18 protein-coding genes are annotated in these 22,334 nt (G+C 47.7%); 9 read left to right on the top strand and 9 right to left on the bottom strand.

Features of this window, described 5'->3' with window-relative positions; all coding sequences use genetic code 11:
• Window positions 1–26 precede the first annotated feature (26 nt).
• Both shuU and WC5_RS13830 read left to right on the top strand, forming a co-directional pair.
• Entirely contained in the window at window positions 27–1,019 is a 993-nt protein-coding gene (shuU, locus tag WC5_RS13825; protein ID WP_000910395.1) for a heme ABC transporter permease ShuU/ChuU, read from the top strand.
• A complete protein-coding gene (locus WC5_RS13830; RefSeq protein WP_000622219.1) occupies window positions 1,016–1,786 on the top strand; it encodes a heme ABC transporter ATP-binding protein in 771 nt (256 codons plus the stop codon). Before shuU ends, WC5_RS13830 begins: the two co-directional genes overlap by 4 nt.
• 52 nt (window positions 1,787–1,838) lie before the next feature.
• Here WC5_RS13830 and WC5_RS13835 read toward each other — a convergent pair whose 3' ends face one another.
• From WC5_RS13835 to hdeA, 3 genes are all read right to left on the bottom strand, one after another.
• A complete protein-coding gene (locus WC5_RS13835) occupies window positions 1,839–2,486 on the bottom strand; it encodes an MgtC/SapB family protein (protein ID WP_016231541.1) in 648 nt (215 codons plus the stop codon).
• Window positions 2,487–2,549: 63 nt separating this feature from the next.
• Complete coding sequence (gene hdeB / locus WC5_RS13840; RefSeq protein WP_016158878.1) at window positions 2,550–2,876, bottom strand: acid-activated periplasmic chaperone HdeB; 327 nt, start codon at window positions 2,874–2,876, stop codon at window positions 2,550–2,552.
• A gap of 116 nt (window positions 2,877–2,992) precedes the next feature.
• Window positions 2,993–3,325 (bottom strand): acid-activated periplasmic chaperone HdeA, encoded by a 333-nt coding sequence (hdeA, locus tag WC5_RS13845; protein WP_000756548.1) that lies wholly within the window; start codon window positions 3,323–3,325, stop codon window positions 2,993–2,995.
• A gap of 254 nt (window positions 3,326–3,579) precedes the next feature.
• Between hdeA and hdeD the strand changes: the two genes are divergently transcribed.
• The 4 genes from hdeD to mdtF all read left to right on the top strand — a co-directional run bounded on the left by hdeD (window position 3,580) and on the right by mdtF (window position 10,068).
• Window positions 3,580–4,149: an acid-resistance protein HdeD gene (gene hdeD, locus WC5_RS13850; RefSeq protein ID WP_000965661.1), complete on the top strand. Its 570-nt coding sequence runs from the start codon at window positions 3,580–3,582 to the stop codon at window positions 4,147–4,149.
• 732 nt (window positions 4,150–4,881) lie between these two features.
• Window positions 4,882–5,409 carry an acid resistance transcriptional activator GadE gene (gene gadE / locus WC5_RS13855; protein ID WP_000576683.1) on the top strand — a complete coding sequence of 176 codons (528 nt, stop codon included), beginning with the start codon at window positions 4,882–4,884 and terminating at the stop codon, window positions 5,407–5,409.
• Window positions 5,410–5,820: 411 nt separating this feature from the next.
• Window positions 5,821–6,930, top strand: a complete 1,110-nt coding sequence (mdtE, locus tag WC5_RS13860; RefSeq protein WP_353602588.1) for a multidrug transporter subunit MdtE — start codon at window positions 5,821–5,823, stop codon at window positions 6,928–6,930.
• A gap of 24 nt (window positions 6,931–6,954) precedes the next feature.
• A complete protein-coding gene (gene mdtF / locus WC5_RS13865; RefSeq protein ID WP_000024839.1) occupies window positions 6,955–10,068 on the top strand; it encodes a multidrug efflux pump RND permease MdtF in 3,114 nt (1,037 codons plus the stop codon).
• Between the two features lie 353 nt (window positions 10,069–10,421).
• Here the strand turns inward: mdtF and gadW are convergent, their stop codons facing one another.
• From gadW to ccp, 4 genes are all read right to left on the bottom strand, one after another.
• Window positions 10,422–11,150 (bottom strand): acid resistance transcriptional activator GadW, encoded by a 729-nt coding sequence (gene gadW / locus WC5_RS13870; RefSeq protein ID WP_000951546.1) that lies wholly within the window; start codon window positions 11,148–11,150, stop codon window positions 10,422–10,424.
• A 382-nt stretch (window positions 11,151–11,532) separates the two neighbouring features.
• Window positions 11,533–12,333 carry a DNA-binding transcriptional regulator GadX gene (gene gadX, locus WC5_RS13875; RefSeq protein WP_001191771.1) on the bottom strand — a complete coding sequence of 267 codons (801 nt, stop codon included), beginning with the start codon at window positions 12,331–12,333 and terminating at the stop codon, window positions 11,533–11,535.
• Window positions 12,334–12,700: 367 nt separating this feature from the next.
• Complete coding sequence (gene gad, locus WC5_RS13880; protein ID WP_000372165.1) at window positions 12,701–14,101, bottom strand: glutamate decarboxylase; 1,401 nt, start codon at window positions 14,099–14,101, stop codon at window positions 12,701–12,703.
• Between the two features lie 210 nt (window positions 14,102–14,311).
• On the bottom strand, window positions 14,312–15,709 hold the full coding sequence (ccp, locus tag WC5_RS13885; protein WP_000784840.1) for a cytochrome c peroxidase: 1,398 nt from the start codon (window positions 15,707–15,709) through the stop codon (window positions 14,312–14,314).
• Between the two features lie 404 nt (window positions 15,710–16,113).
• On the opposite strand from ccp, the gene WC5_RS13890 reads away from it, so the two are divergent.
• Entirely contained in the window at window positions 16,114–17,763 is a 1,650-nt protein-coding gene (locus WC5_RS13890) for an alpha,alpha-trehalase (protein ID WP_000934235.1), read from the top strand.
• Window positions 17,764–17,813: 50 nt separating this feature from the next.
• On the opposite strand, the gene WC5_RS13895 is transcribed toward WC5_RS13890, so the two are convergent.
• The gene (locus tag WC5_RS13895) at window positions 17,814–18,416 is read right to left on the bottom strand and encodes a helix-turn-helix transcriptional regulator (protein WP_001165766.1); all 603 of its coding nucleotides are present in this window, start codon (window positions 18,414–18,416) and stop codon (window positions 17,814–17,816) included.
• 518 nt (window positions 18,417–18,934) lie between these two features.
• On the opposite strand from WC5_RS13895, the gene WC5_RS13900 reads away from it, so the two are divergent.
• Together WC5_RS13900 and yhjD are read left to right on the top strand one after the other, a co-directional pair.
• Complete coding sequence (locus WC5_RS13900; RefSeq protein WP_032147810.1) at window positions 18,935–19,834, top strand: LysR family transcriptional regulator; 900 nt, start codon at window positions 18,935–18,937, stop codon at window positions 19,832–19,834.
• 48 nt (window positions 19,835–19,882) lie between these two features.
• Window positions 19,883–20,896 (top strand): inner membrane protein YhjD, encoded by a 1,014-nt coding sequence (yhjD, locus tag WC5_RS13905; RefSeq protein ID WP_000191243.1) that lies wholly within the window; start codon window positions 19,883–19,885, stop codon window positions 20,894–20,896.
• Between the two features lie 311 nt (window positions 20,897–21,207).
• Here yhjD and WC5_RS13910 read toward each other — a convergent pair whose 3' ends face one another.
• On the bottom strand, window positions 21,208–22,230 hold the full coding sequence (locus WC5_RS13910) for an IS110 family RNA-guided transposase (protein ID WP_001022583.1): 1,023 nt from the start codon (window positions 22,228–22,230) through the stop codon (window positions 21,208–21,210).
• Between the last annotated feature and the right edge of the window lie 104 nt (window positions 22,231–22,334).

The following is a 22,334-nucleotide window of genomic DNA, read 5'->3' as shown; positions in this document are numbered from 1 at the left end:
GCCGTAATGTCGTAATGGAGTTTTGCGTGCTCAAGGATTCATTTTCTTCCGCCAGTGTCTTTATGGGGCTATCACTATTATTGCTTGCTCTGGTGCTGTTCGGTGCCAGTCAGGGAGCGTTAAAGATCAGTTTTGATGCCCTTTTTGATGAGGAATACCGCGATATCTGGCTGAATATTCGCCTGCCTCGCGTTTTACTGGCAGTGCTGGTAGGCGCAGCGTTGGCAACCGCCGGGGTGATTATGCAGGGGCTTTTTCGCAACCCAATGGCTGACCCTGGATTACTTGGCGTCAGTAGCGGTTCTGCATTAATGGTTGGCGTTGCTATTGTGCTGCCCTTCTCCTTCCCAGTGGTGCTGGTGCTCTATGAGCAAATGGTGTTTGCCATCGCCGGCAGTTTAGTGGTCTGTACCGTCATTTTTCTCATCACACAGCGCCATCGCGATGGCAGCATGATGCAATTGTTACTGGCCGGGATCGCCATCAATGCCCTGTGCGGTGCGGCGATCGGCATACTGAGCTATATCGGCGATGAACAGCAGCTACGACAACTGACATTATGGATGATGGGTAATCTCGGTCAGGCGCAATGGCCGACGTTATTGGTCGCCAGTTCATTCATTCTGCCAGCCATTATGGCAACAACCTGTCTCGCCGGAACGCTAAATTTACTCCAGCTTGGTGATGAAGAAGCCCATTACCTCGGCGTCAACGTAAAGCGTAAACGCCAGCAATTACTGTTGATTAGCTCACTGCTGGTTGGCGCTGCCGTATCGGTAAGCGGCATTATCGGCTTTATTGGCCTGGTGATCCCGCATCTGATTCGCATGACGACCGGGGCAAATCACCGCTGGTTAATCCCTTGCTCTGCCCTCGCCGGCGCCTGTTTATTGCTGATGGCAGACACGCTTGCCCGTACGCTGGTACAGCCAGCAGAAATGCCCGTGGGATTATTAACCAGTCTGCTTGGCGGCCCTTATTTTATGTGGTTGATTCTGCGTAACCGGAGGATCACATGATCAGCGCCAAAAACCTGGTTTATAGCCTTCATGGACGGCGTCTGACTGATAATGTCTCGCTGACTTTTCCCGGCGGAGAAATTGTTGCCATTCTCGGCCCTAATGGCGCGGGAAAATCCACGCTGCTTCGCCAGCTAACCGGCTACCTTCAACCTGATAGCGGCGAATGCCGGTTGTTTAATAAGCCATTAAATGAATGGTCAATCACCGAACTGGCGAAACACCGGGCCGTGATGCGTCAAAATAGCCACATGGCATTTCCATTCAGCGTACAGGAAGTTATCCAGATGGGGCGGCATCCGCATCGTACCGGCCATCAGAGTGGTGAAACGGTGCAGATTATGGCGTTATGCGACTGTCAGGCACTCGCTAACCGCGACTACCGGCAATTATCCGGCGGTGAACAACAGCGTGTGCAATTGGCTCGCCTGCTGGTGCAACTCTGGGAACCTGTCCCCTCACCGAAATGGTTATTTCTTGATGAACCGACGTCGGCGCTGGATATTCACCATCAACAACATCTGTTTCGTTTATTACGCCAGTTAGTTCGCGAACGGCAATTTAACGTCTGCTGCGTATTGCACGATCTTAATCTTGCAGCCCGTTATGCTGACCGTGTTGTTTTGATGCAAAAAGGAAAGGTTGTCGCAAATGGCAAACCGCAGGACGTATTGACACAACAGGCGCTGACAATGCTCTATGGCGCGGATATTACCGTGTTAAAAGATCCTGCCAACCACTCACCACTGATCGTCCTCGATCATTAAAACCAACAGGAGTACCGCTCTGGTACTCCTGCCGAATAAATAACGATACAGATTAGCTAATTGAAACGCCTTTCACCCCTGCCATGCCTTTTAATAATCGCAACAGGTCTTCTATCGACGTCGTGGCATGAAGCTGGATATCAATGGAAACCACGTCATGATCTTCATTTTCCTGCAACGAAACTAAATCTGTTTTTATTTTCTGCTGCTTAAACCAGTCGAGCATTGATACCGTATTACCGTTCACTAACGTCAGCTGTAAATGGTAATTTTTGTTCATCAGGCGGAAGGTTAATTGATGGAAGACTTCCAGCACCAGCAAGGTCATCACGGAACCGTAAATCCCCAGTTCATACATGCCGCTACCAATCACCATACCAATGGCTGCCGTTACCCAAATATCCGCAGCGGTCGTTAAACCGACAATATTTTGATTGCGAACGAGGATGTTCCCCGCACCGATAAATCCGACGCCAGTGACGACCTGAGCGGCAATACGGCTGGGATCAAGCCCGACATGATCCAACGCCAGCACATCAGCAAAACCATATTTCGACACAATCATGAACAGCGCGCTGCCCATGCCAATCAAGACATGAGTACGTAAACCAGCACCCTTGCCGCGTATTTGCCTTTCTATGCCAATAGCACCACAAACAATTGCGGCCAGGATCAAACGAATAATAAATTCGGTAGTCATATAAAAACGCAAAAAGGAGCAGCAAGATGGCTCGGCTTGCTACTCCTTTTTGCTTTATTCCTGTTAATTCGGCAGGACATTTGCCAATTTATCTTTAAAAGTATACAAATTTTTCTGCGGATTTTTCTTACAATATTCAATCACTTTAGGGATCTGAGTCAGGTCAGTTTCATTTAAGGTTACTGTATCGCCACCTTTATAAACTGTTTCTTCATGCAGCATCCACCATGCAACAGGTGTCATCGCTTTCGGATTCAGGTCAATAAATTCCTGACAAGTCATATCCTTAGCCGATTCATTAGCTGCCAGTGCAGATTGCGCATTAACCAGTGACAGTGCCGCTACAGCGCCAACGAAAACAATGGCTTTACGTAGAGATGCAATATTCATTTTACAACCCATTCAATAAATAATTGATATATGAACAGGAGGATTACCTGCTTTATAAGCAAGATATTCCGGCCTGTTCAATATTTAAGGAAATACGATGTAACGCATTCCCGTAATTACATATCTTTCTTAATTTTGTCCCATTCGCCTTTAACTTTATCTTTAAAGCTGGCTTTTTTATCCTGGGTACAAGCCTGAACAATCGCAGGGGTTACGGTTGCAATACCCTGAACATCTAAAACCGCATCTTCCGGTTTGTCTTTATTATTCAGAGCTTCAGCAAAACCGACAGCTGTCGGCTGGAAGGATTCGTCTACAGCCAGGAAGTCTTCACAGGTCCAGGAGTTGACAGGTTTTTTATTGTCAGCTGCTTTTTGCGCATCGGCTGCATTGCTCACTACAGGTAGAAGAAGCAGCCCACCAAGAATAACGCCTAATACTTTTTTCATCGTAATATCCTCAACTATAAAGTGAAAGAGCCGTCACGAATCAATTTCGACATTGAGGTTATAACCTGGTTTTCTGGGTATGTCATGTTGAGACAAAATATCAAAATCAAATATTTTTATTCTAATACAACAAGTTACACGGTCATCAAGCACGGTAATTAGGAAATTTTTATTAAATCAACTGCATTCTCAGATGCATTTTTGGCATAGATTGATAGCAGGGGTTTTCCTTCTTAAATTTATAGGGTGGTTCTATGTTATATATAGATAAGGCAACAATTTTGAAGTTTGATCTGGATATGCTTAAGAAGCATCGCAGAGCGATCCAGTTTATTGCAGTACTGCTGTTCATCGTCGGTTTACTGTGTATCAGTTTCCCGTTTGTTTCTGGTGATATTCTAAGCACGGTAGTTGGCGTATTATTAATCTGCTCGGGCATTGCACTTATTGTTGGATTATTCAGCAACCGCAGTCATAATTTCTGGCCTGTATTATCGGGGTTCCTCGTGGCAGTAGCCTATTTATTGATCGGCTATTTCTTTATCCGCGCACCGGAGCTAGGGATTTTCGCCATTGCAGCGTTTATTGCGGGTCTGTTCTGCGTCGCAGGGGTTATTCGCCTGATGAGCTGGTATCGTCAGCGTTCAATGAAAGGTAGCTGGCTACAACTCGTTATTGGTGTGCTGGATATCGTCATTGCCTGGATATTCCTTGGCGCAACACCGATGGTTTCTGTGACATTGGTATCTACCCTGGTAGGGATCGAACTCATATTTAGCGCCGCCAGCCTGTTCAGTTTTGCTAGTTTGTTCGTTAAAAAATAATAACTAGCCGACGTATCTCCGCTCTATTTTTTAGCCTGCCTCATAGTCACGCACAATGATTATGAGGTGGCTAATACCCACACCACCGCATAGCTACTTTGATAAAACACGAACTATCGTTGAAATAAATCGCGCACAGCGATTAAATCAACTATCTGAAATTTTTGTATTTTTTATTTATTTCACGGCGAATTAGCCATTTCAAACATTATCATGGCTGATATTTTTCGTTGTCAGGTTTAATGTTTTAGAAGTGCTGTGAGAAAGTGAACTGAAGGTTCCATAAACATCGATGCTATAGGTAGATAAACAAATATTACAGAGTTTATTTTTTCACTATCAATGCACTAAAAGAAAGCTGGCAATCCAATTGCCAGCTTAAATAGAAACAAGGAGACTCAATATTTAAATCGGATTACGCTTTAACTTTAGTAATATTCTTCAGAGATCACAAATGGATTATTTATAACTTATTCTTGGGTAGAAGTCCGCAGCGTGTTAATGTTTTGTTTATTAATTACAAATCAATAACAACCAGGAATCTTACCTAGGATCAATATATGGACCAGATGATGGCTAAATCTGAAGTTTTGATTAGTGTTAATAGACGTATTAGTTCACGAAGGGCAAGGTTCTTATAGGCGTTTACTATATTGAACACCATATTCGGACATGGATGTAAATAATGAAAAGGACAGCATGTTCGAAACGATAACGGCTAAGGAGCAAGTTATGATTTTTCTCATGACGAAGGATTCTTTTCTTTTACAGGGCTTTTTGCAGTTGAAAGATAATCACGAAATGATAAAAATCAATTCCCTGTCAGAGCTCAAAAGCATAGGCAACAAACCATTCAAGGTGATCATTGATACCTATCATAATCATATCCTTGATGAAGAAGCTATTAAGTTTCTTGAGAAATTAGATGCCGAAAGAATCATTGTTCTGGCACCTTATCACATCAGTAAACTGAAAAGTCAGTCGCCTATTTATTTTATCAGCCGCAAAGAAAGTATTAAAAACCTGATTGATATTACTTATGGAAAACACTTACCCCATAAGAATTCTCAATTATGTTTCTCGCACAATCAATTCAAAATTATGCAACTGATTCTGAAAAACAAAAATGAAAGTAATATCACATCAACACTAAATATTTCGCAGCAAACGTTAAAGATCCAGAAATTCAATATCATGTACAAGCTGAAACTGAGACGTATGAGCGACATCGTGACTCTGGGAATTTCTTCTTATTTTTAATAAGGCGCCGAAGTGACCCAGCGATAATTGTTTGAAATTAATGGCTGGCATGACGAGGGATGCAAATGCTGACTCCATTACTCCCGGTGATAACCCAAGGAGAAGCGAAAACGAATTTATTCCCCTGGTTTGTGTATCCACCAGTAGAAACCTTCGTTGCCCGGATGCAGACAGAGACTGTCGGCAGAACGGCAACATTTTTTTTGCCATTAACATCACGATATTGGTCGCTCTGCCTACATGCTCTCTCACAGGCTTACAAGCTCATGACTTGCATTATGCCGCTGGTCTGTAAATCCCTCATACCTCTCCCCGCACGCAATTCAAAGAACCGTTATTTCTCACGAGTTTTCAGGGACTAAAATGAACAGAAAAAGAATACTGTTAATACCGTTGTTATTCTGCGGCGCGATACTCACCGCCTGCGATGACAAATCGACGGAAAATGCCGCCGCGATGACACCTGAAGTGGGTGTGGTGACACTCTCTCCCGGTTCGGTCAATGTGATGAGCGAACTGCCCGGCAGAACTGTTCCTTATGAAGTTGCTGAGATACGCCCCCAGGTAGGCGGCATTATCATTAAACGCAACTTTATCGAAGGCGATAAAGTTAACCAGGGCGACTCGCTGTATCAGATTGATCCTGCACCTTTACAGGCAGAGCTGAACTCCGCCAAAGGTTCGCTGGCGAAAGCTCTCTCCACCGCCAGCAATGCCCGTATCACCTTTAACCGCCAGGCATCGTTGCTGAAGACCAACTACGTTAGCCGTCAGGATTACGACACCGCGCGCACCCAACTGAATGAAGCAGAAGCCAACGTCACCGTCGCCAAAGCGGCTGTTGAGCAGGCGACGATCAATCTGCAATACGCAAATGTCACCTCGCCGATTACGGGCGTCAGCGGAAAATCGTCGGTGACCGTCGGCGCATTAGTTACCGCTAATCAAGCTGATTCCCTGGTTACCGTGCAGCGTCTTGACCCGATTTATGTCGATCTCACCCAGTCAGTGCAAGACTTTTTGCGCATGAAAGAGGAAGTCGCCAGTGGGCAGATCAAACAGGTTCAGGGCAGTACGCCTGTGCAGCTTAATCTGGAAAATGGCAAACGTTACAGCCAGACCGGCACGCTGAAATTTTCCGACCCGACGGTAGATGAAACCACGGGTTCCGTCACGTTGCGTGCGCTTTTCCCCAATCCAAATGGTGACTTACTGCCAGGCATGTACGTCACAGCATTAGTGGATGAAGGTAGCCGCCAGAATGTGTTACTGGTGCCGCAGGAAGGTGTTACCCACAACGCTCAGGGTAAAGCGACGGCGCTCATTCTGGATAAAGACGATGTCGTGCAGTTACGCGAAATTGACGCGACCAAAGCTATCGAAAACCAGTGGGTTGTTACCTCTGGTTTGCAGGCTGGCGATCGGGTGATCGTTTCCGGTTTGCAACGCATACATCCGGGTATCAAGGCACGCGCAATTTCCTCCAGCCAGGAAAACGCCAGCACCGAATCGAAACAATAACGTTGCAGGCTTAAGGGGACTTTCATGGCTAACTATTTTATTGATCGCCCGGTTTTTGCCTGGGTACTTGCCATTATTTTGATGCTCGCAGGCGGTCTGGCGATCATGAACTTACCGGTTGCGCAGTATCCGCAGATTGCGCCGCCGACCATCACCGTCAGCGCCACCTATCCGGGCGCTGATGCGCAAACGGTAGAAGACTCAGTCACTCAGGTGATTGAGCAAAATATGAATGGGCTTGATGGCCTGATGTATATGTCATCAACCAGCGATGCAGCAGGTAATGCATCCATTACCCTGACCTTTGAGACGGGAACATCGCCCGATATCGCGCAGGTTCAGGTACAAAATAAACTGCAACTCGCCATGCCATCGCTCCCCGAAGCGGTACAGCAACAAGGAATTAGCGTCAATAAATCGAGCAGCAATATCCTGATGGTGGCGGCGTTTATCTCTGATAACGGCAGCCTCAACCAGTACGACATCGCGGACTATGTGGCTTCTAATATTAAAGATCCACTCAGCCGTACCGCAGGTGTCGGTAGCGTACAGCTCTTTGGTTCAGAGTACGCCATGCGTATCTGGCTGGACCCGCAAAAACTCAATAAATACAATCTCGTTCCTTCTGATGTTATTTCCCAAATCAAAGTACAAAACAACCAGATTTCCGGCGGTCAACTGGGGGGAATGCCACAGGCGGCAGACCAGCAACTGAATGCCTCAATCATTGTGCAGACGCGCCTACAAACGCCGGAAGAATTTGGCAAAATCCTGCTGAAAGTTCAGCAAGATGGTTCGCAAGTATTGCTGCGCGACGTTGCTCGCGTCGAGCTGGGGGCGGAAGATTATTCCACCGTGGCGCGCTATAACGGCAAACCTGCCGCCGGTATCGCCATCAAACTGGCTACCGGGGCAAACGCGCTCGATACCTCGCGGGCAGTAAAAGCAGAACTCAACCGCTTATCAGCCTATTTCCCCGCCAGCCTGAAGACGGTTTATCCTTACGACACTACGCCGTTTATCCAAATTTCAATTCAGGAAGTTTTCAAAACGCTGGTTGAGGCGATCATCCTCGTCTTCCTGGTCATGTATCTGTTTTTACAAAACATTCGCGCTACGATTATCCCGACTATCGCCGTGCCGGTGGTTATTCTCGGTACGTTCGCGATTTTGTCGGCGGTCGGTTTTACCATCAACACCCTCACCATGTTCGGGATGGTGTTAGCTATAGGGCTTCTGGTGGATGACGCCATCGTGGTGGTGGAAAACGTCGAGCGCGTGATAGCGGAAGATAAACTGCCGCCGCAGGAAGCGACGCATAAATCGATGGGGCAAATCCAGCGTGCGTTGGTCGGGATTGCCGTTGTTCTGTCCGCCGTGTTTATGCCAATGGCCTTTATGAGCGGCGCGACCGGGGAAATTTATCGCCAGTTCTCCATTACGCTGATTTCCTCCATGTTGCTTTCGGTGTTTGTGGCGATGAGCCTGACCCCGGCACTTTGCGCCACCATTCTGAAAGCCGCACCGGAAGGTGGTCACAAACCGAACGCCTTGTTCGAACGCTTCAACCATCTGTTTGAAAAATCGACTCAGCACTATACCGACAGCACCCGCTCACTGCTGCGTTGCACTGGTCGCTATATGGTGGTTTACCTACTGATTTGTGCCGGGATGGCGGTACTGTTCCTGCGGACACCGACCTCTTTCTTACCGGAAGAGGATCAGGGGGTCTTTATGACCACCGCGCAGTTACCGTCAGGTTCCACCATGGTTAACACCACGAAAGTGCTGCAACAGGTGACTGATTACTATCTGACCAAAGAGAAAAATAATGTCCAGTCGGTGTTTACCGTTGGCGGCTTTGGCTTCAGCGGTCAGGGGCAAAACAACGGTCTGGCGTTTATCAGCCTCAAGCCGTGGTCTGAACGCGTCGGCGAAGAAAACTCGGTGACCGCAATCATTCAGCGGGCAATGGTGGCTCTGAGCAGTATCAATAAAGCGATGATTTTCCCGTTCAACTTACCTGCGGTAGCGGAGCTGGGTACAGCATCAGGTTTTGATATGGAACTACTGGACAACGGCAACCTGGGGCACGAAAAGCTGACCCAGGCGAGAAACGAGTTGTTGTCGCTGGCAGCACAATCACCCGATCAGGTAACAGCGGTTCGCCCGAACGGCCTGGAAGATACGCCGATGTTCAAAGTGAACGTCAACGCCGCGAAAGCCGAAGCGATGGGCGTGGAACTGTCTGATATCAACCAGACCCTCTCTACCGCCTTCGGCAGTAGCTACGTCAACGACTTCCTCAATCAGGGGCGTGTGAAAAAAGTGTATGTCCAGGCTGGAACGCCCTTCCGTATGCTGCCAGACAACATCAACCAATGGTATGTACGCAACGCCTCTGGCACGATGGCTCCGCTTTCTGCATATTCTTCAACAGAATGGACCTACGGTTCGCCGCGACTGGAACGTTACAACGGCATTCCGTCGATGGAGATTTTAGGGGAAGCCGCTGCCGGGAAAAGTACCGGTGACGCGATGAAATTTATGGCGGATCTGGTTGCTAAACTTCCGGCGGGCGTCGGCTACTCCTGGACCGGGCTGTCATATCAGGAAGCGTTATCATCCAACCAGGCTCCCGCACTGTATGCCATTTCACTGGTCGTGGTGTTCCTCGCCCTCGCCGCGCTTTATGAAAGCTGGTCAATTCCGTTCTCGGTGATGTTAGTTGTACCGTTGGGTGTCATTGGTGCATTACTGGCAACTGACCTGCGCGGATTAAGCAATGACGTCTACTTCCAGGTCGGGTTGCTGACCACCATCGGGCTTTCCGCCAAGAACGCCATCCTGATCGTCGAATTTGCGGTTGAGATGATGCAGAAAGAAGGGAAGACGCCGGTAGAAGCGATTATCGAAGCGGCGCGGATGCGTTTACGCCCAATCCTCATGACCTCTCTGGCCTTTATTCTTGGCGTGCTGCCGCTGGTTATCAGTCATGGCGCAGGTTCCGGCGCACAAAACGCGGTAGGTACAGGCGTTATGGGGGGGATGTTTGCAGCAACTGTGCTGGCAATTTACTTCGTTCCCGTCTTTTTCGTCGTTGTGGAACATCTCTTTGCCCGCTTTAAAAAAGCGTAACGTATGAATGAGAGTAAGGTTGAACATGAGCGTTCGGCCTTACTCTTTCCTCGCAACCACTCACTACTCAACAACCAGCTAATCGTGAGGAATACCAGACTTAACAAACAGCAGTGAAAGTAGAAACCACTCCAGCCATTGGTCATCAATTTGAACAGCACAATACAGACCAGCATTCCCGTAATTATATGAATTGTTAGCTTAATAATCCCAAACATGCTGTGTCTTTTCCTCCTGAAAATACTAATACCCGTTTGCGAACTGCCAAAGAGAACTTGCCGTTGGTTCCGGCAGAGATAATCAGGAAAGAGTTTTACATGCAGCGAGTGTGAGATCCTGACCAATACCCAAAATCAGGAGAAGGTTCCCGGCGAATGCTGTGCAAACTGATGTGGTGTGATGCCATAATATTGTCGAAATGTATTTATAAAGTACGACGTACTGCTATACCCACATTTTTCAGCAATGGTATGTAGAGGAACTTGCCGTAACTCAAGTAGTCTTCTGGCCATCGACATCCTCGAGGCGAGTAATATTTTACTGAAGCAAGTATTTTCTTCCTGCAACTTTTTTTTGATTAAGCTCTCACTGGTATACATTGTTTCTGCGATATCACGCAGATACCAACGCCTGGCTATATCAAAGCTAATAATACGTTCAACTTTCCCCGAGACAGTGCTGATACTGTTAAAAAGTAAGGGTATAAGCTCTTTCTTATGAGAAAACATTGATAAGCAGGAAAGATAGAGCATATTGCTCAATATCGGAGAATTTACAGCGGATTTAGCAAAACTATCAAAAATCGCTATCACCAGAGGCATGGGCGGCTCTGGGTTAATTAATAAACGATTTTTGTTATGTAGCCCCAAATTATGTGGTGCCTGACGAATATTTTGTAAGTAATGACAAACCGTCAGCTCATCGATATCCAGACGTCGCGTATCATGTGAACAAAACGAAAAATCGTCTGCCAAATTTTTCTCGAGTAGTAGAATACTCTCTTTGTTCAACGATATTTTTTGCTGTTCATGATAAATATCGAACGAACGGCAGGCGAGGATCACCGAGCAAACATGAGCCATGACTATCCCTTATATTCCATTACTGCGATTATTTCAATTTCAGTATACTGATGAAATGATGCCTGACTGTTCCTCAGGGCTAAAACTGCCATATTTAGTAGGATCATAATTTACCTATTACGCAAATTTGCATAACAGTTAATTGGAAGTAAGTAAATACAATAAAATTATATTTTTAAAAATCGTATAGCCTATGTTTATAAAAATTTGGCTGATCTTATCTCCAGCAAACGTTATATTTAACTTACTGAGAGCACAAAAGTTTCCCGTGCCAACAGGGAGTGTTATAACGGTTTATTAGTCTGGAGACGGCAGACTATCCTCTTCCCGGTCCCCTATGCCGGGTTTTTTTTATGTTCGGGCAGACTTTGTAATCTTATTCTTACAGCCGAACTATAAAATTTTCCTCTGTAACAAGCCTTGTCATTGAGTCGCCATTGAACCTTCCTTGTGCTATTTGTTCCTGATACTCTGTGGGTGTCATCCCATAATAATTTCGAAAAACGTAAATAAAATATGACATGCTGTTATAGCCACAGGACATTGCTACACGTTTTATTGGAATACCAGGCATTACAACAAGTTGTAATGCACGCTGCATTCTACATTCGGTGAGCAGTTGTGAATAAGACGTATCTTCTTCACGCAATTTTTTCTTTAACAGACTCTGACTCATCAGTAACTCGTTGGCGATCTGTGATAATGTCCATTGATGAGCGATATTATTGTTGATAACTGTACAAACTCGCGTGCGCATATTGGGATGTAATATGTTCACAAGTAGCGGTATAAACTGCTCATCCTCAAGAAAAACTGACAATAATGCAAATATTAATGCTCTTTTGCGCAATACCTCACCATAGCGGAGATTATGTTGCTGCGAGAGTTGTGCAACTTCCTGAAAAACTGGAATTTCTTTGGCGCAGTGGTGAATAATTAACGAAGGTGCTTTTTTATGAGCATGGAAAATTAATGCCTCCTCCTTGAGCATCTGGAGAAATAATGAAAGCGTTTCCTTCGTGACAAATACTAAATTTTCTAAGGAGTTAGAAACTAAAACCTGACTTGCATCCGCGCAGACCAAATCACCGCCATTCAAATAGCGATATTCACCATTAGCCACGGTGAGAATATATTTATGTGTTGCGTACGCAATGAGACAAGTGCCATGTTGTGATTGCATAGTTGACTTAATATAACATAAACATATTACTGTTTATTAATGTAGCACGCATTATATCTAAGTCAAATTTACTGGCGTATAAATTTAAACGAAGCGGTAAGAAAAAGGATAATGAGTGGAATAAATTGCGCAGTATTATGGTATTTATAATACAAAAATGCATAGATAAAAATGCAAGATAATGAATACCAGGCGAATAATACCTTAAGGTGATATTTCACTTATACCATTATAATTTATAAACATTCATACTTTATACAACTTAATAACAATATGAATATAAACCAATATTTCCGGGTTATATTCTGACCGAACTCTCAGCCCCGGCTTGCCAGCCGGGGCTGAGGTCCCTTATAGCATCCTGTTATCAGGTATGTTTAAAGCTATTTTGATGAGCAATACCCTGCAATTTCGGGTGATCGCTGAGATATTTCAGGGAGGCTTTGTAGTCTTCCAGCAACAGTTCAGCGAAGTCCATTTCGAAGCCACGGCGGCACATAATACGCATCACCACAATGTCGGTGGCTTCACCGCCGAGGGTGAAGGCCGGAACCTGCCAGCCGCGCAGGCGCAGACGTTCAGAGAGGTCATACAGGGTGTATCCCGGATCTTCGCCGTCTTTCAGTTTGAAACAAACCGCCGGAATACCTTCGTCCGGGCGACCGGTGCAGATGAATTCATACGGTCCCAGTTTAGCGATTTCATCCGCCAGGTAAGTGGCGACCTGGTAAGAGGCGTTCTGTACTTTGGTGTAGCCCTCGCGACCAAGGCGCAGGAATTCATAGTATTGCGCAATTACCTGACCGGCGGGGCGAGAGAAGTTGATGGCGAAAGTCCCGATTTGACCGCCGAGATAGTCAACGTTGAACACCAGTTCTTTCGGCAGTGCTTCTTCATCACGCCAGATAACCCAGCCGCAGCCGAGCGGAGCCAGACCAAATTTATGACCTGAAGCACTGATCGATTTCACGCGCGGCAGGCGGAAGTCCCAGACAATATCAGGAGCCACGAACGGCGCCAGGAAGCCACCGCTGGCGGCGTCGATGTGCATGTCGATGTCGATACCGGTGTCGGCCTGGAATTTATCCAGCGCATCGTGCAGCGGTTGCGGGAACTCATAGTTACCGGTGTAGGTCACACCGAAAGTCGGCACCACGCCGATGGTGTTTTCGTCGCAGGCTTCAATCATGCGTTTCGGGTCCATGAACAACTGACCGGGGCGCATAGGGATCTCGCGCAGTTCCACATCCCAGTAGCGGGCAAATTTATGCCAGCAGATTTGCACCGGCCCGCACACGAGGTTGGGTTTATCGGTCGGTTTACCTGCGGCTTCCATACGTTTGCGCCAACGCCATTTCATTGCCATCCCGCCGAGCATACAGGCCTCGGAAGAACCAATGGTGTTGGTGCCAACGGCCTGACCGTTTTTCGGCGCAGGCGCGTGCCACAGATCGGCAACCATATTTACACAACGCAGGTCGATAGCTGCGGACTGCGGATATTCTTCTTTATCGATCCAGTTTTTGTTGATCGACAGATCCATCAGCTTATGAACATTTTCGTCGTCCCAGGTCTGGCAGAAAGTCGCCAGGTTCTGACGGGCGTTACCGTCGAGAAATAATTCATCATTGATAATCTGGAATGCGATGTCATCGCGCATTTCGTGCAGCGGAAAACGTTTAGATTCCGCGATAGTTGAAATTGCCTTTGCGCCAAAACGCGAGTCGAGTAGTTCTGAGCGGAAATCCGTTAACAGCTTCTGGTCCATTTCGAACTCCTTAAATTTATTTGAAGGCAATAAAAAAGTAGGATTTATCTGGAATGGACGCAAGGCGTTGCGGGTGTAATTTAAATAACAAAATCCTAAACAGAAAAACGACTTTTTATAATATAAACATTTAACATGATAATATAAAAAACAGACTTTATTATCGTAATAAAAATCGCCCGAGCATTGCTGGTCGGGCGATCGAATTAATTATTGTTTATCCTGCATATACGGTGTGTAAACTCCGTTCAGGCTGTGCAGGAAAGCCACGATATCATCCACATCCTCCTGCGGCAGCTCTTTACCTACCTGGTAGCGCAGCATCAGTTTCACCGCCCCGTCCAGCGTCGGCACATCGCCGCGATGGAAGTACGGCGCCGTTAGCGCAACGTTACGTAAACCGGGTACTTTCTGACGCAGTTTATCGCGTTCTTCTTTAGTAACATTCATACGCCCAATATCCGCCGCCGTAATTTCACCAAAGTTAAAGTCTTTTTTCAGACCCAGCGGTTCGAAAGAACGTCCACCGAGAATAATACCGCCATGACACGTTGCACATTTATTATCTTTAAATAATTGATAACCTTTTTTCTGCTGCGCAGTCAGCGCATTTTCATCACCACGCAACCATTTATCAAACGGTGAATCCGGCGTAATTAATGTTTTCTCAAATTCAGCAATTGCGTCAGTAATATTTTCACCACTGAAACCTTGCGGATAAACTTTGAGGAACTGCGCTTTCAGCACAGGATCCTTTTCCAACTTCGCAATGATTTCGTCCCAGGATTTGGACGCCATTTCAATCGGATTCAGCGGCGGCCCACCCGCCTGATCCTGCAATGTTGCCGCACGACCATCCCAGAATTGCTCAACATTAAACACCGAGTTAAACACCGTCGGCGCATTAATCGGCCCGACCGCACCACCGACGCCAATCGACGTTTTTCTGCCATCAACACCTCCCGCATTCAGCGCATGACAATGAGCACAAGAAATGGTGCTATCAGCCGATAAACGGGGATCGTGATACAGGGCAAACCCCAACGCCACTTTTTGCGCATCGGTAGGCAGTTTTTGCGGGATGGGCTGCACCGGTTCATTACGGTGCTCCGGCGCGGTGTCATTGCTGGCGTAATATTCCGCGCGCTGTTTTGCAATCCAGGCGAGTATTTCCGCCCGCTCTTCATCACTCACCTTACCCGCCCAGTGCAGTGCGGTATAACGCGTTGGCGGCATAGTTTCATACTGCATCACCCATTCAATCTTGTTCAGATCGCTTTGCGAAACGGGTTTATCTGCCAGCAGAGCCGCACGCACTGCCTCGAGGTTAAAAGATTTATATCCGAGCCTAATGTCGTAATCCATCAACTGTTTCGCGCCAGGAATATAATAATAGGCGGGTAATTCTGCGGAAGGCGTATGGCAATAGTCGCATCCTTTTTCGCGGAGAAAACCTAAAACCTTATTATTTTCACTGACAGCAGATGCCTGAACATCAGCCTGTTTACTGCGTTTATTATCGTGGTACCACACATAACCAGATAATCCTAAATAGCAAATCGCGACGCCGGCCAGGCCGATCGCGGTAATACGTGAGACCATTTTCATTATTCTTCCCTCACGGTAGTGAGTTATTGTGACCCAGAAAATTTTCCAGAATGCTGCAAACGTCTCTGCGAGACTAAACCATCATAAAAAACAGGGGAATTAGCTTTTTGATAGGAATCAATCAATTACATGAATATAAACTATCAATAAAATAGCCTATACCTATTACTCAGATCAGGAATGGCATATCATGATTACGGGGAGACCATGATTGAATGTTCCGAAAATGAAAAACAACATGGAATTCTTATTTTTATAAATTCCATTGATATTAGTGCGTTATATTTTTTGCCCCATTAATAAACGTGATCCACCGCACGCTTTGTCGCCCATCGACCGGAGCGAATGACTACGCTTAAAGGAAAGCCCGATAATTAGAGACGAATTTCGGAGGTCGGATCCTTATGCTCAATCAGAAAATTCAAAACCCTAATCCAGACGAACTGATGGTCGAGGTCGATCTCTGTTATGAACTGGATCCGTATGAATTAAAACTGGATGAGATGCTCGAGGCAGAGCCAGAACCCGAAATGATTGAAGGGCTGCCAGCCTCTGACGCGCTAACACCTGCTGACCGCTATCTCGAACTTTTCGAACATGTCCAGTCGGCAAAAATTTTCCCCGATAGTAAAACGTTTCCTGACTGCGCCCCCAAAATGGACCCGCTGGATATCTTAATCCGCTATCGTAAAGTGCGCCGTCATCGTGATTTCGATTTGCGCAAGTTTGTTGAAAATCACTTCTGGTTACCGGAAGTCTACTCCAGCGAGTATGTATCAGACCCGCAAAACTCCCTGAAAGAGCATATCGACCAGCTATGGCCGGTATTAACCCGCGAGCCGCAGGATCACATTCCGTGGTCTTCTCTGCTGGCGCTGCCGCAGTCGTATATTGTCCCTGGCGGTCGTTTTAGCGAAACCTACTATTGGGATTCCTATTTCACCATGCTGGGTCTGGCGGAAAGCGGGCGTGAAGATTTGCTGAAATGCATGGCCGATAACTTCGCCTGGATGATCGAAAACTACGGGCACATCCCCAACGGCAACCGCACCTACTATTTGAGCCGCTCGCAGCCACCGGTTTTTGCGCTGATGGTGGAGTTGTTTGAAGAAGATGGTGTACGCGGAGCGCGCCGCTATCTCGACCATCTGAAAATGGAATATGCCTTCTGGATGGACGGAGCAGAATCGCTGATCCCTAATCAGGCCTATCGCCATGTAGTGCGGATGCCGGATGGTTCGCTGCTTAACCGCTACTGGGACGACCGCGACACGCCGCGTGACGAATCCTGGCTGGAGGATGTGGAAACCGCGAAGCACTCTGGTCGTCCGCCGAACGAGGTGTACCGCGATTTACGCGCGGGCGCAGCTTCTGGCTGGGATTACTCCTCCCGCTGGCTACGCGACGCCGGTCGCCTGGCGAGTATTCGGACCACTCAGTTCATCCCCATCGATCTGAATGCTTTCCTGTTTAAACTGGAGAGCGCCATCGCCAACATCTCGGCGCTGAAAGGCGACAAGGAAACGGAAACTCTGTTCCGCCAGAAAGCCAATGCCCGCCGCGATGCGGTAAACCATTATCTCTGGGATGATGAAAATGGTCTCTACCGCGATTACGACTGGCGGCGTGAACAACAGGCTCTCTTTTCCGCTGCTGCCATTGTGCCGTTATATGTGGGCATGGCGAGCCATGAACAGGCCGACCGTCTGGCAAATGCCGTGCGCAGCCGGTTACTGACGCCGGGCGGGATTCTGGCAAGTGAGTATGAAACCGGTGAACAGTGGGATAAACCCAACGGCTGGGCGCCATTACAATGGATGGCGATTCAGGGATTTAAAATGTACGGTGATGACTATCTGGGGGATGAGATCGCGCGTAGCTGGCTGAAGACGGTGAATCAGTTCTACCTGGAACAGCACAAACTGATCGAGAAATACCATATTGCCGATGGTGTCCCCCGCGAGGGCGGCGGGGGCGAATATCCGTTGCAGGATGGGTTTGGCTGGACCAACGGTGTGGTACGCCGTTTAATTGGTCTATACGGCGAACCATAATATTTTTACAGCCAACCGCTAACTTCCTGCTAGCTGTAAAATTATCCTCTTCAGGAGGAGATATTTAACATCATCGCTGCCTGGGTACGGTTTTTCACTTCCAGACGGCGATAGAGCGATTCCAGGTGCGCTTTTACCGTTCCGGTGCTGATATTTAATGCCCGACCAATCTCTTTATTCGATTCGCCCGCCGCCAGCATGGTTAAAATTTCCCGCTGGCGGGCGCTTAACGATTTGAGATCTTTCGTATCCTTTTCCGGCGTGGTTCGCCAGTCACCGGGCAGAAACATCATTCCCATCGCCGCACTATTGACCGCCAACACGAACGTATCGATCGAAGAATCACGCGGTACAATCGCCATCACATTGAAATGAATAACCTCCTGCAACCATCGTTTGTTGCAATCCGAAGCCGTGATTAACACCTTAACCTCAGGAAATTGCACCACGGTTTTTTGCAGTAACCAGTAGCAAAACTCACCATCCTGATCGCCATCGAGCATAACTAAGGCTTCAGGGTAGCTTTCCAGCTTTTGCCATAACTCGTCTGCCTGACCGACGCCCTGAATACCTACTCCTGGAATACGTTGCTGTAAACTGACTTTCATTCCATGAATAAATATTGACTGCCTGTCAAACATGATTATTTGCATTACTGAATCTCCACCTGAATACGTTAAAAAGGCTTAAGTAGTGGAAGGGTATTACCCGAGAGACAAAATAAGAATTCGCCATTTGGCAGAGGCCATTCTACAGAGATGAAAGATAGAAAATAGTTACCGATATAAATAGTTACAGCTAAACGCCTGAAATTACATGTCGAGGGCACTATTTAAAAAAATCTTAAGGAATTCCTTATATTTTCGCGCCACGTTCCGGTTAACCAGGCCAATTCAGCGCACGCTTTAATAGCATCCACAGTTTAAGAAAGTGACTGGATTACGCACAAATACACAATGTCGTGTGTGAGCATTTTATAAAACGAATCAAAATTTTGGCTTTCTGTTGGTTATTTCTCTATTCAGAGACGCGAATCCGCCTTTTATTCTCTAAAATCACCTCACTTTCAACGTTGCATCGTTGTGAAACCATGCATTAGATGTTAGAAAAAACAATAAACAATGCGATATACGCGTTACTGTTTCGCTGTGAACAACAATCGGTCAAAGAAATGGATAAAATTCACGCAATGCAGTTGTTCATCAAAGTCGCAGAGCTGGAGAGTTTTTCCCGCGCGGCGGATTTCTTTGCTTTGCCAAAGGGAAGTGTTTCGCGCCAGATACAGGCACTGGAACATCAACTTGGCACCCAGCTTCTCCAGCGCACCACGCGACGGGTCAAACTCACGCCTGATGGCATGACCTATTACCAACGGGCAAAAGATGTGTTGAGTAATCTCAACGAACTGGACGGTTTATTTCAGCAGGAGGCCACCAGCATCAGCGGTAAATTACGCATCGATATCCCGTCCGGGATAGCAAAAACCCTGCTACTGCCGCGCCTGCCCGAATTTCTCCATCAATATCCGGGAATTGAACTGGAATTAAGCAGCAATGACCGTCCGGTAGATATTCTTCATGATGGCTTTGATTGCGTAGTACGCACGGGAACGTTGCCCGACGATGGACTCATCACCCGTCCCCTCGGCAAACTGACGATGGTCAACTGCGCCAGTCCGCACTATCTGACGCGCTTTGGTTATCCGCAAAGTCCCGACGACCTGACTTCGCACGCGGTAGTGCATTACACGCCACATCTGGGCGCGCATCCGTTGGGTTTTGAGGTTGCCAGTGTTAATGGCGTCCAGTGGTTTAAGTCCGGCGGCATGTTGACGGTAAACAGTAGAGAAAACTATCTTGCCGCCGGTCTGGCGGGACTGGGGATTATTCAGATCCCCCGCGTCACCGTACGCGAAGCCCTACGCGCCAGACAGCTTATCGAAGTGTTACCCAACTACCGCGCCGAACCACGCTCCATTTCTCTGGTTTACCCACAGCGTCGGGAGCTTTCCCGCCGTGTAAACCTGTTTATGCAGTGGCTGGCTGGCGTGATGAAAGAGTACCTGGACTGACCGACTATACTTTTTAAGAAAGACAACGACAGAAGGACTAAAGAGCGGATGACGCAGGAAAACGAGATTAAACGTCCCACCCAGGATCTGGAACACGAGCCAATTAAGCATCTGGATAATAGCGATAAAGGCGGCAAAGTCAGTCAGGCATTGGAAACCGTCACCACCACCGCCGAAAAAATCCAACGCCAACCGATCATCGCGCACCTTATTCGCGCGACAGAACGCTTTAACGATCGGCTTGGTAATCAGTTTGGTGCGGCCATCACCTATTTCTCGTTTTTGTCGATGATCCCGATTTTAATGGTGTCATTTGCCGCAGGGGGTTTTGTGCTGGCTTCGCATCCGATGCTGTTGCAGGATATCTTCGACAAGATTCTGCAAAACATCAGCGATCCGACGCTTGCCGCCACGTTGAAAAACACCATCAACACTGCCGTTCAGCAGCGTACTACCGTAGGACTTGTTGGGTTAGCCGTGGCGCTATACTCCGGCATCAACTGGATGGGGAATTTACGTGAAGCAATTCGCGCCCAATCGCGCGATGTCTGGGAACGTTCGCCGCAAGATCAGGAGAAGTTCTGGGTAAAATATCTGCGTGACTTTATTTCGCTGATTGGTTTGTTGATTGCGCTGATTGTGACGCTCTCAATCACTTCCGTTGCCGGTTCTGCGCAACAAATGATTATTAGCGCGCTGCACCTTAATAGCATTGAGTGGCTGAAACCGACGTGGCGGTTGATTGGTCTGGCGATTTCTATCTTTGCCAACTATCTGCTTTTCTTCTGGATCTTCTGGCGCCTGCCGCGCCACCGTCCGCGTAGAAAGGCGCTGATTCGCGGGACGTTCCTCGCAGCGATTGGTTTTGAAGTGATTAAAATTGTGATGACGTATACCCTGCCGTCGTTGATGAAATCCCCATCTGGCGCAGCATTTGGTTCCGTGCTGGGGCTGATGGCATTTTTCTACTTCTTCGCTCGTCTGACGCTGTTTTGCGCGGCGTGGATTGCCACCGCCGAGTATAAAGATGACCCGCGAATGCCGGGGAAAACACAGCCTTAAAATATGCCGGATGCGGCGTAAACGCCTTATCCGTATATGGACACCTCCCGTTGTGCAAGTTATTTTTCATCTGTGTGACGGGAGTAAGTTGCATTCGTATATCCGGCCTCTCTTACGGTACCGTCGTACCCGGTCATGATGTTATCTGCACATCTGTTTCCTTTCGGCCTGCCGGCTTTGCTTTGCAGGGAGCCATGGATAAGGTCGGATTTGCCAGATGTCGGTCTTACCTGTTACGCATCAGTTCTTTATAACTTTGCACGCTTACGGCAGGTTTGTTGCTCGTTTACTTACAGGGACGTCAGTGCTGCTTACGCCGCATTCTCCACCCCTCTATATTCTTCACTGCGGCTTAATATTGCCCACGCTATCCGGATGTTTTTATTTGCCAGCGCCACCACGGCGATATTGTTATTACGTCTTTCTGCCACCGACTGTAGCCAGAGGCTGCGTCTGTCTGTTTTTCCGGCGCTGAACCTCAGGACTGCACGGGCACCATGGATTATCAGCGTTCTCAGGTAACTGTCACCCCGTTTGCTGATATGGCCCAGCCGCTCTTTTCCGCCGCTTGAATGCTGTCGCGGAACCAGTCCAATAAAGGCTGACATTTCCCGACCGCTTTTAAATTGCTTCGCATCGCCCACGGCAGCCACCAGAGCACTCGCCACTATCGGGCCAAAACCCTCTATTTCCATCAGCCGTTTTATGCGGATATCGTCCCGTGCCGCCTGCTGAAGGCGCCGGTCATGACGCGATATGCGCTCATCCAGCATCTGCATTTCCTCCGACAGCTCGCACAACAGACGGATGAAGCGGTCATTCCACTGCTCCTGCTGCGACAGGATTTCCGGCAGGGCTTTACGCACGTGATTTATCCCCACTGGCAGCACCAGACCAAATTCACTCAACAGCCCCCGGATTTCATTGCACAGTGCCGTCCGCTCGCGGATGATCCTGGCCCGGACCCGGTGCTCTGCCTGCAGCGTCTGCTGAGCTTCCGATTTGAGAGCGACAAAACGCATACCAGGCCTGCTGATGGCCTCGCAGATGGCTGCTGCATCATTGGCGTCGTTTTTGTTGCCTTTGAGATAAGGTTTGACGAGTTTCGGCGGAATAATACGCACGGTATGGCCCATGCGGGTGAGCTCGCGGGCCCAGTAATGGGAAGAGCCACAGGCCTCAATACCAATAAGACAGGGAGAAAGGCCGGAGAAAAACGTCATCATGTGGGCACGGCGCAGGGTTTTTCGCAGTACCACTTTTTCATGGTGATCGACGCCGTGGATCTGGAAAACATTTTTTGCAAGATCGAGACCAATACGCTTAATATTCATGACGGACACCTCCACCCGGGAACTGAGTACACCTCAGTCTGGCACATTGATGCCGTAAGGCGGGAGGTGTCCATCACATCGGCCTGACTCCCCGTAGGCCGGAT

The sequence above is a fragment of the Escherichia sp. KTE114 genome (genome assembly GCF_000407765.1).
Taxonomy (GTDB): Bacteria; Pseudomonadota; Gammaproteobacteria; order Enterobacterales; family Enterobacteriaceae; genus Escherichia; species Escherichia ruysiae.
The sequence above is the reverse complement of the archived record's forward strand: the minus strand, read 5'-3'. Positions and strand labels throughout refer to the sequence as shown.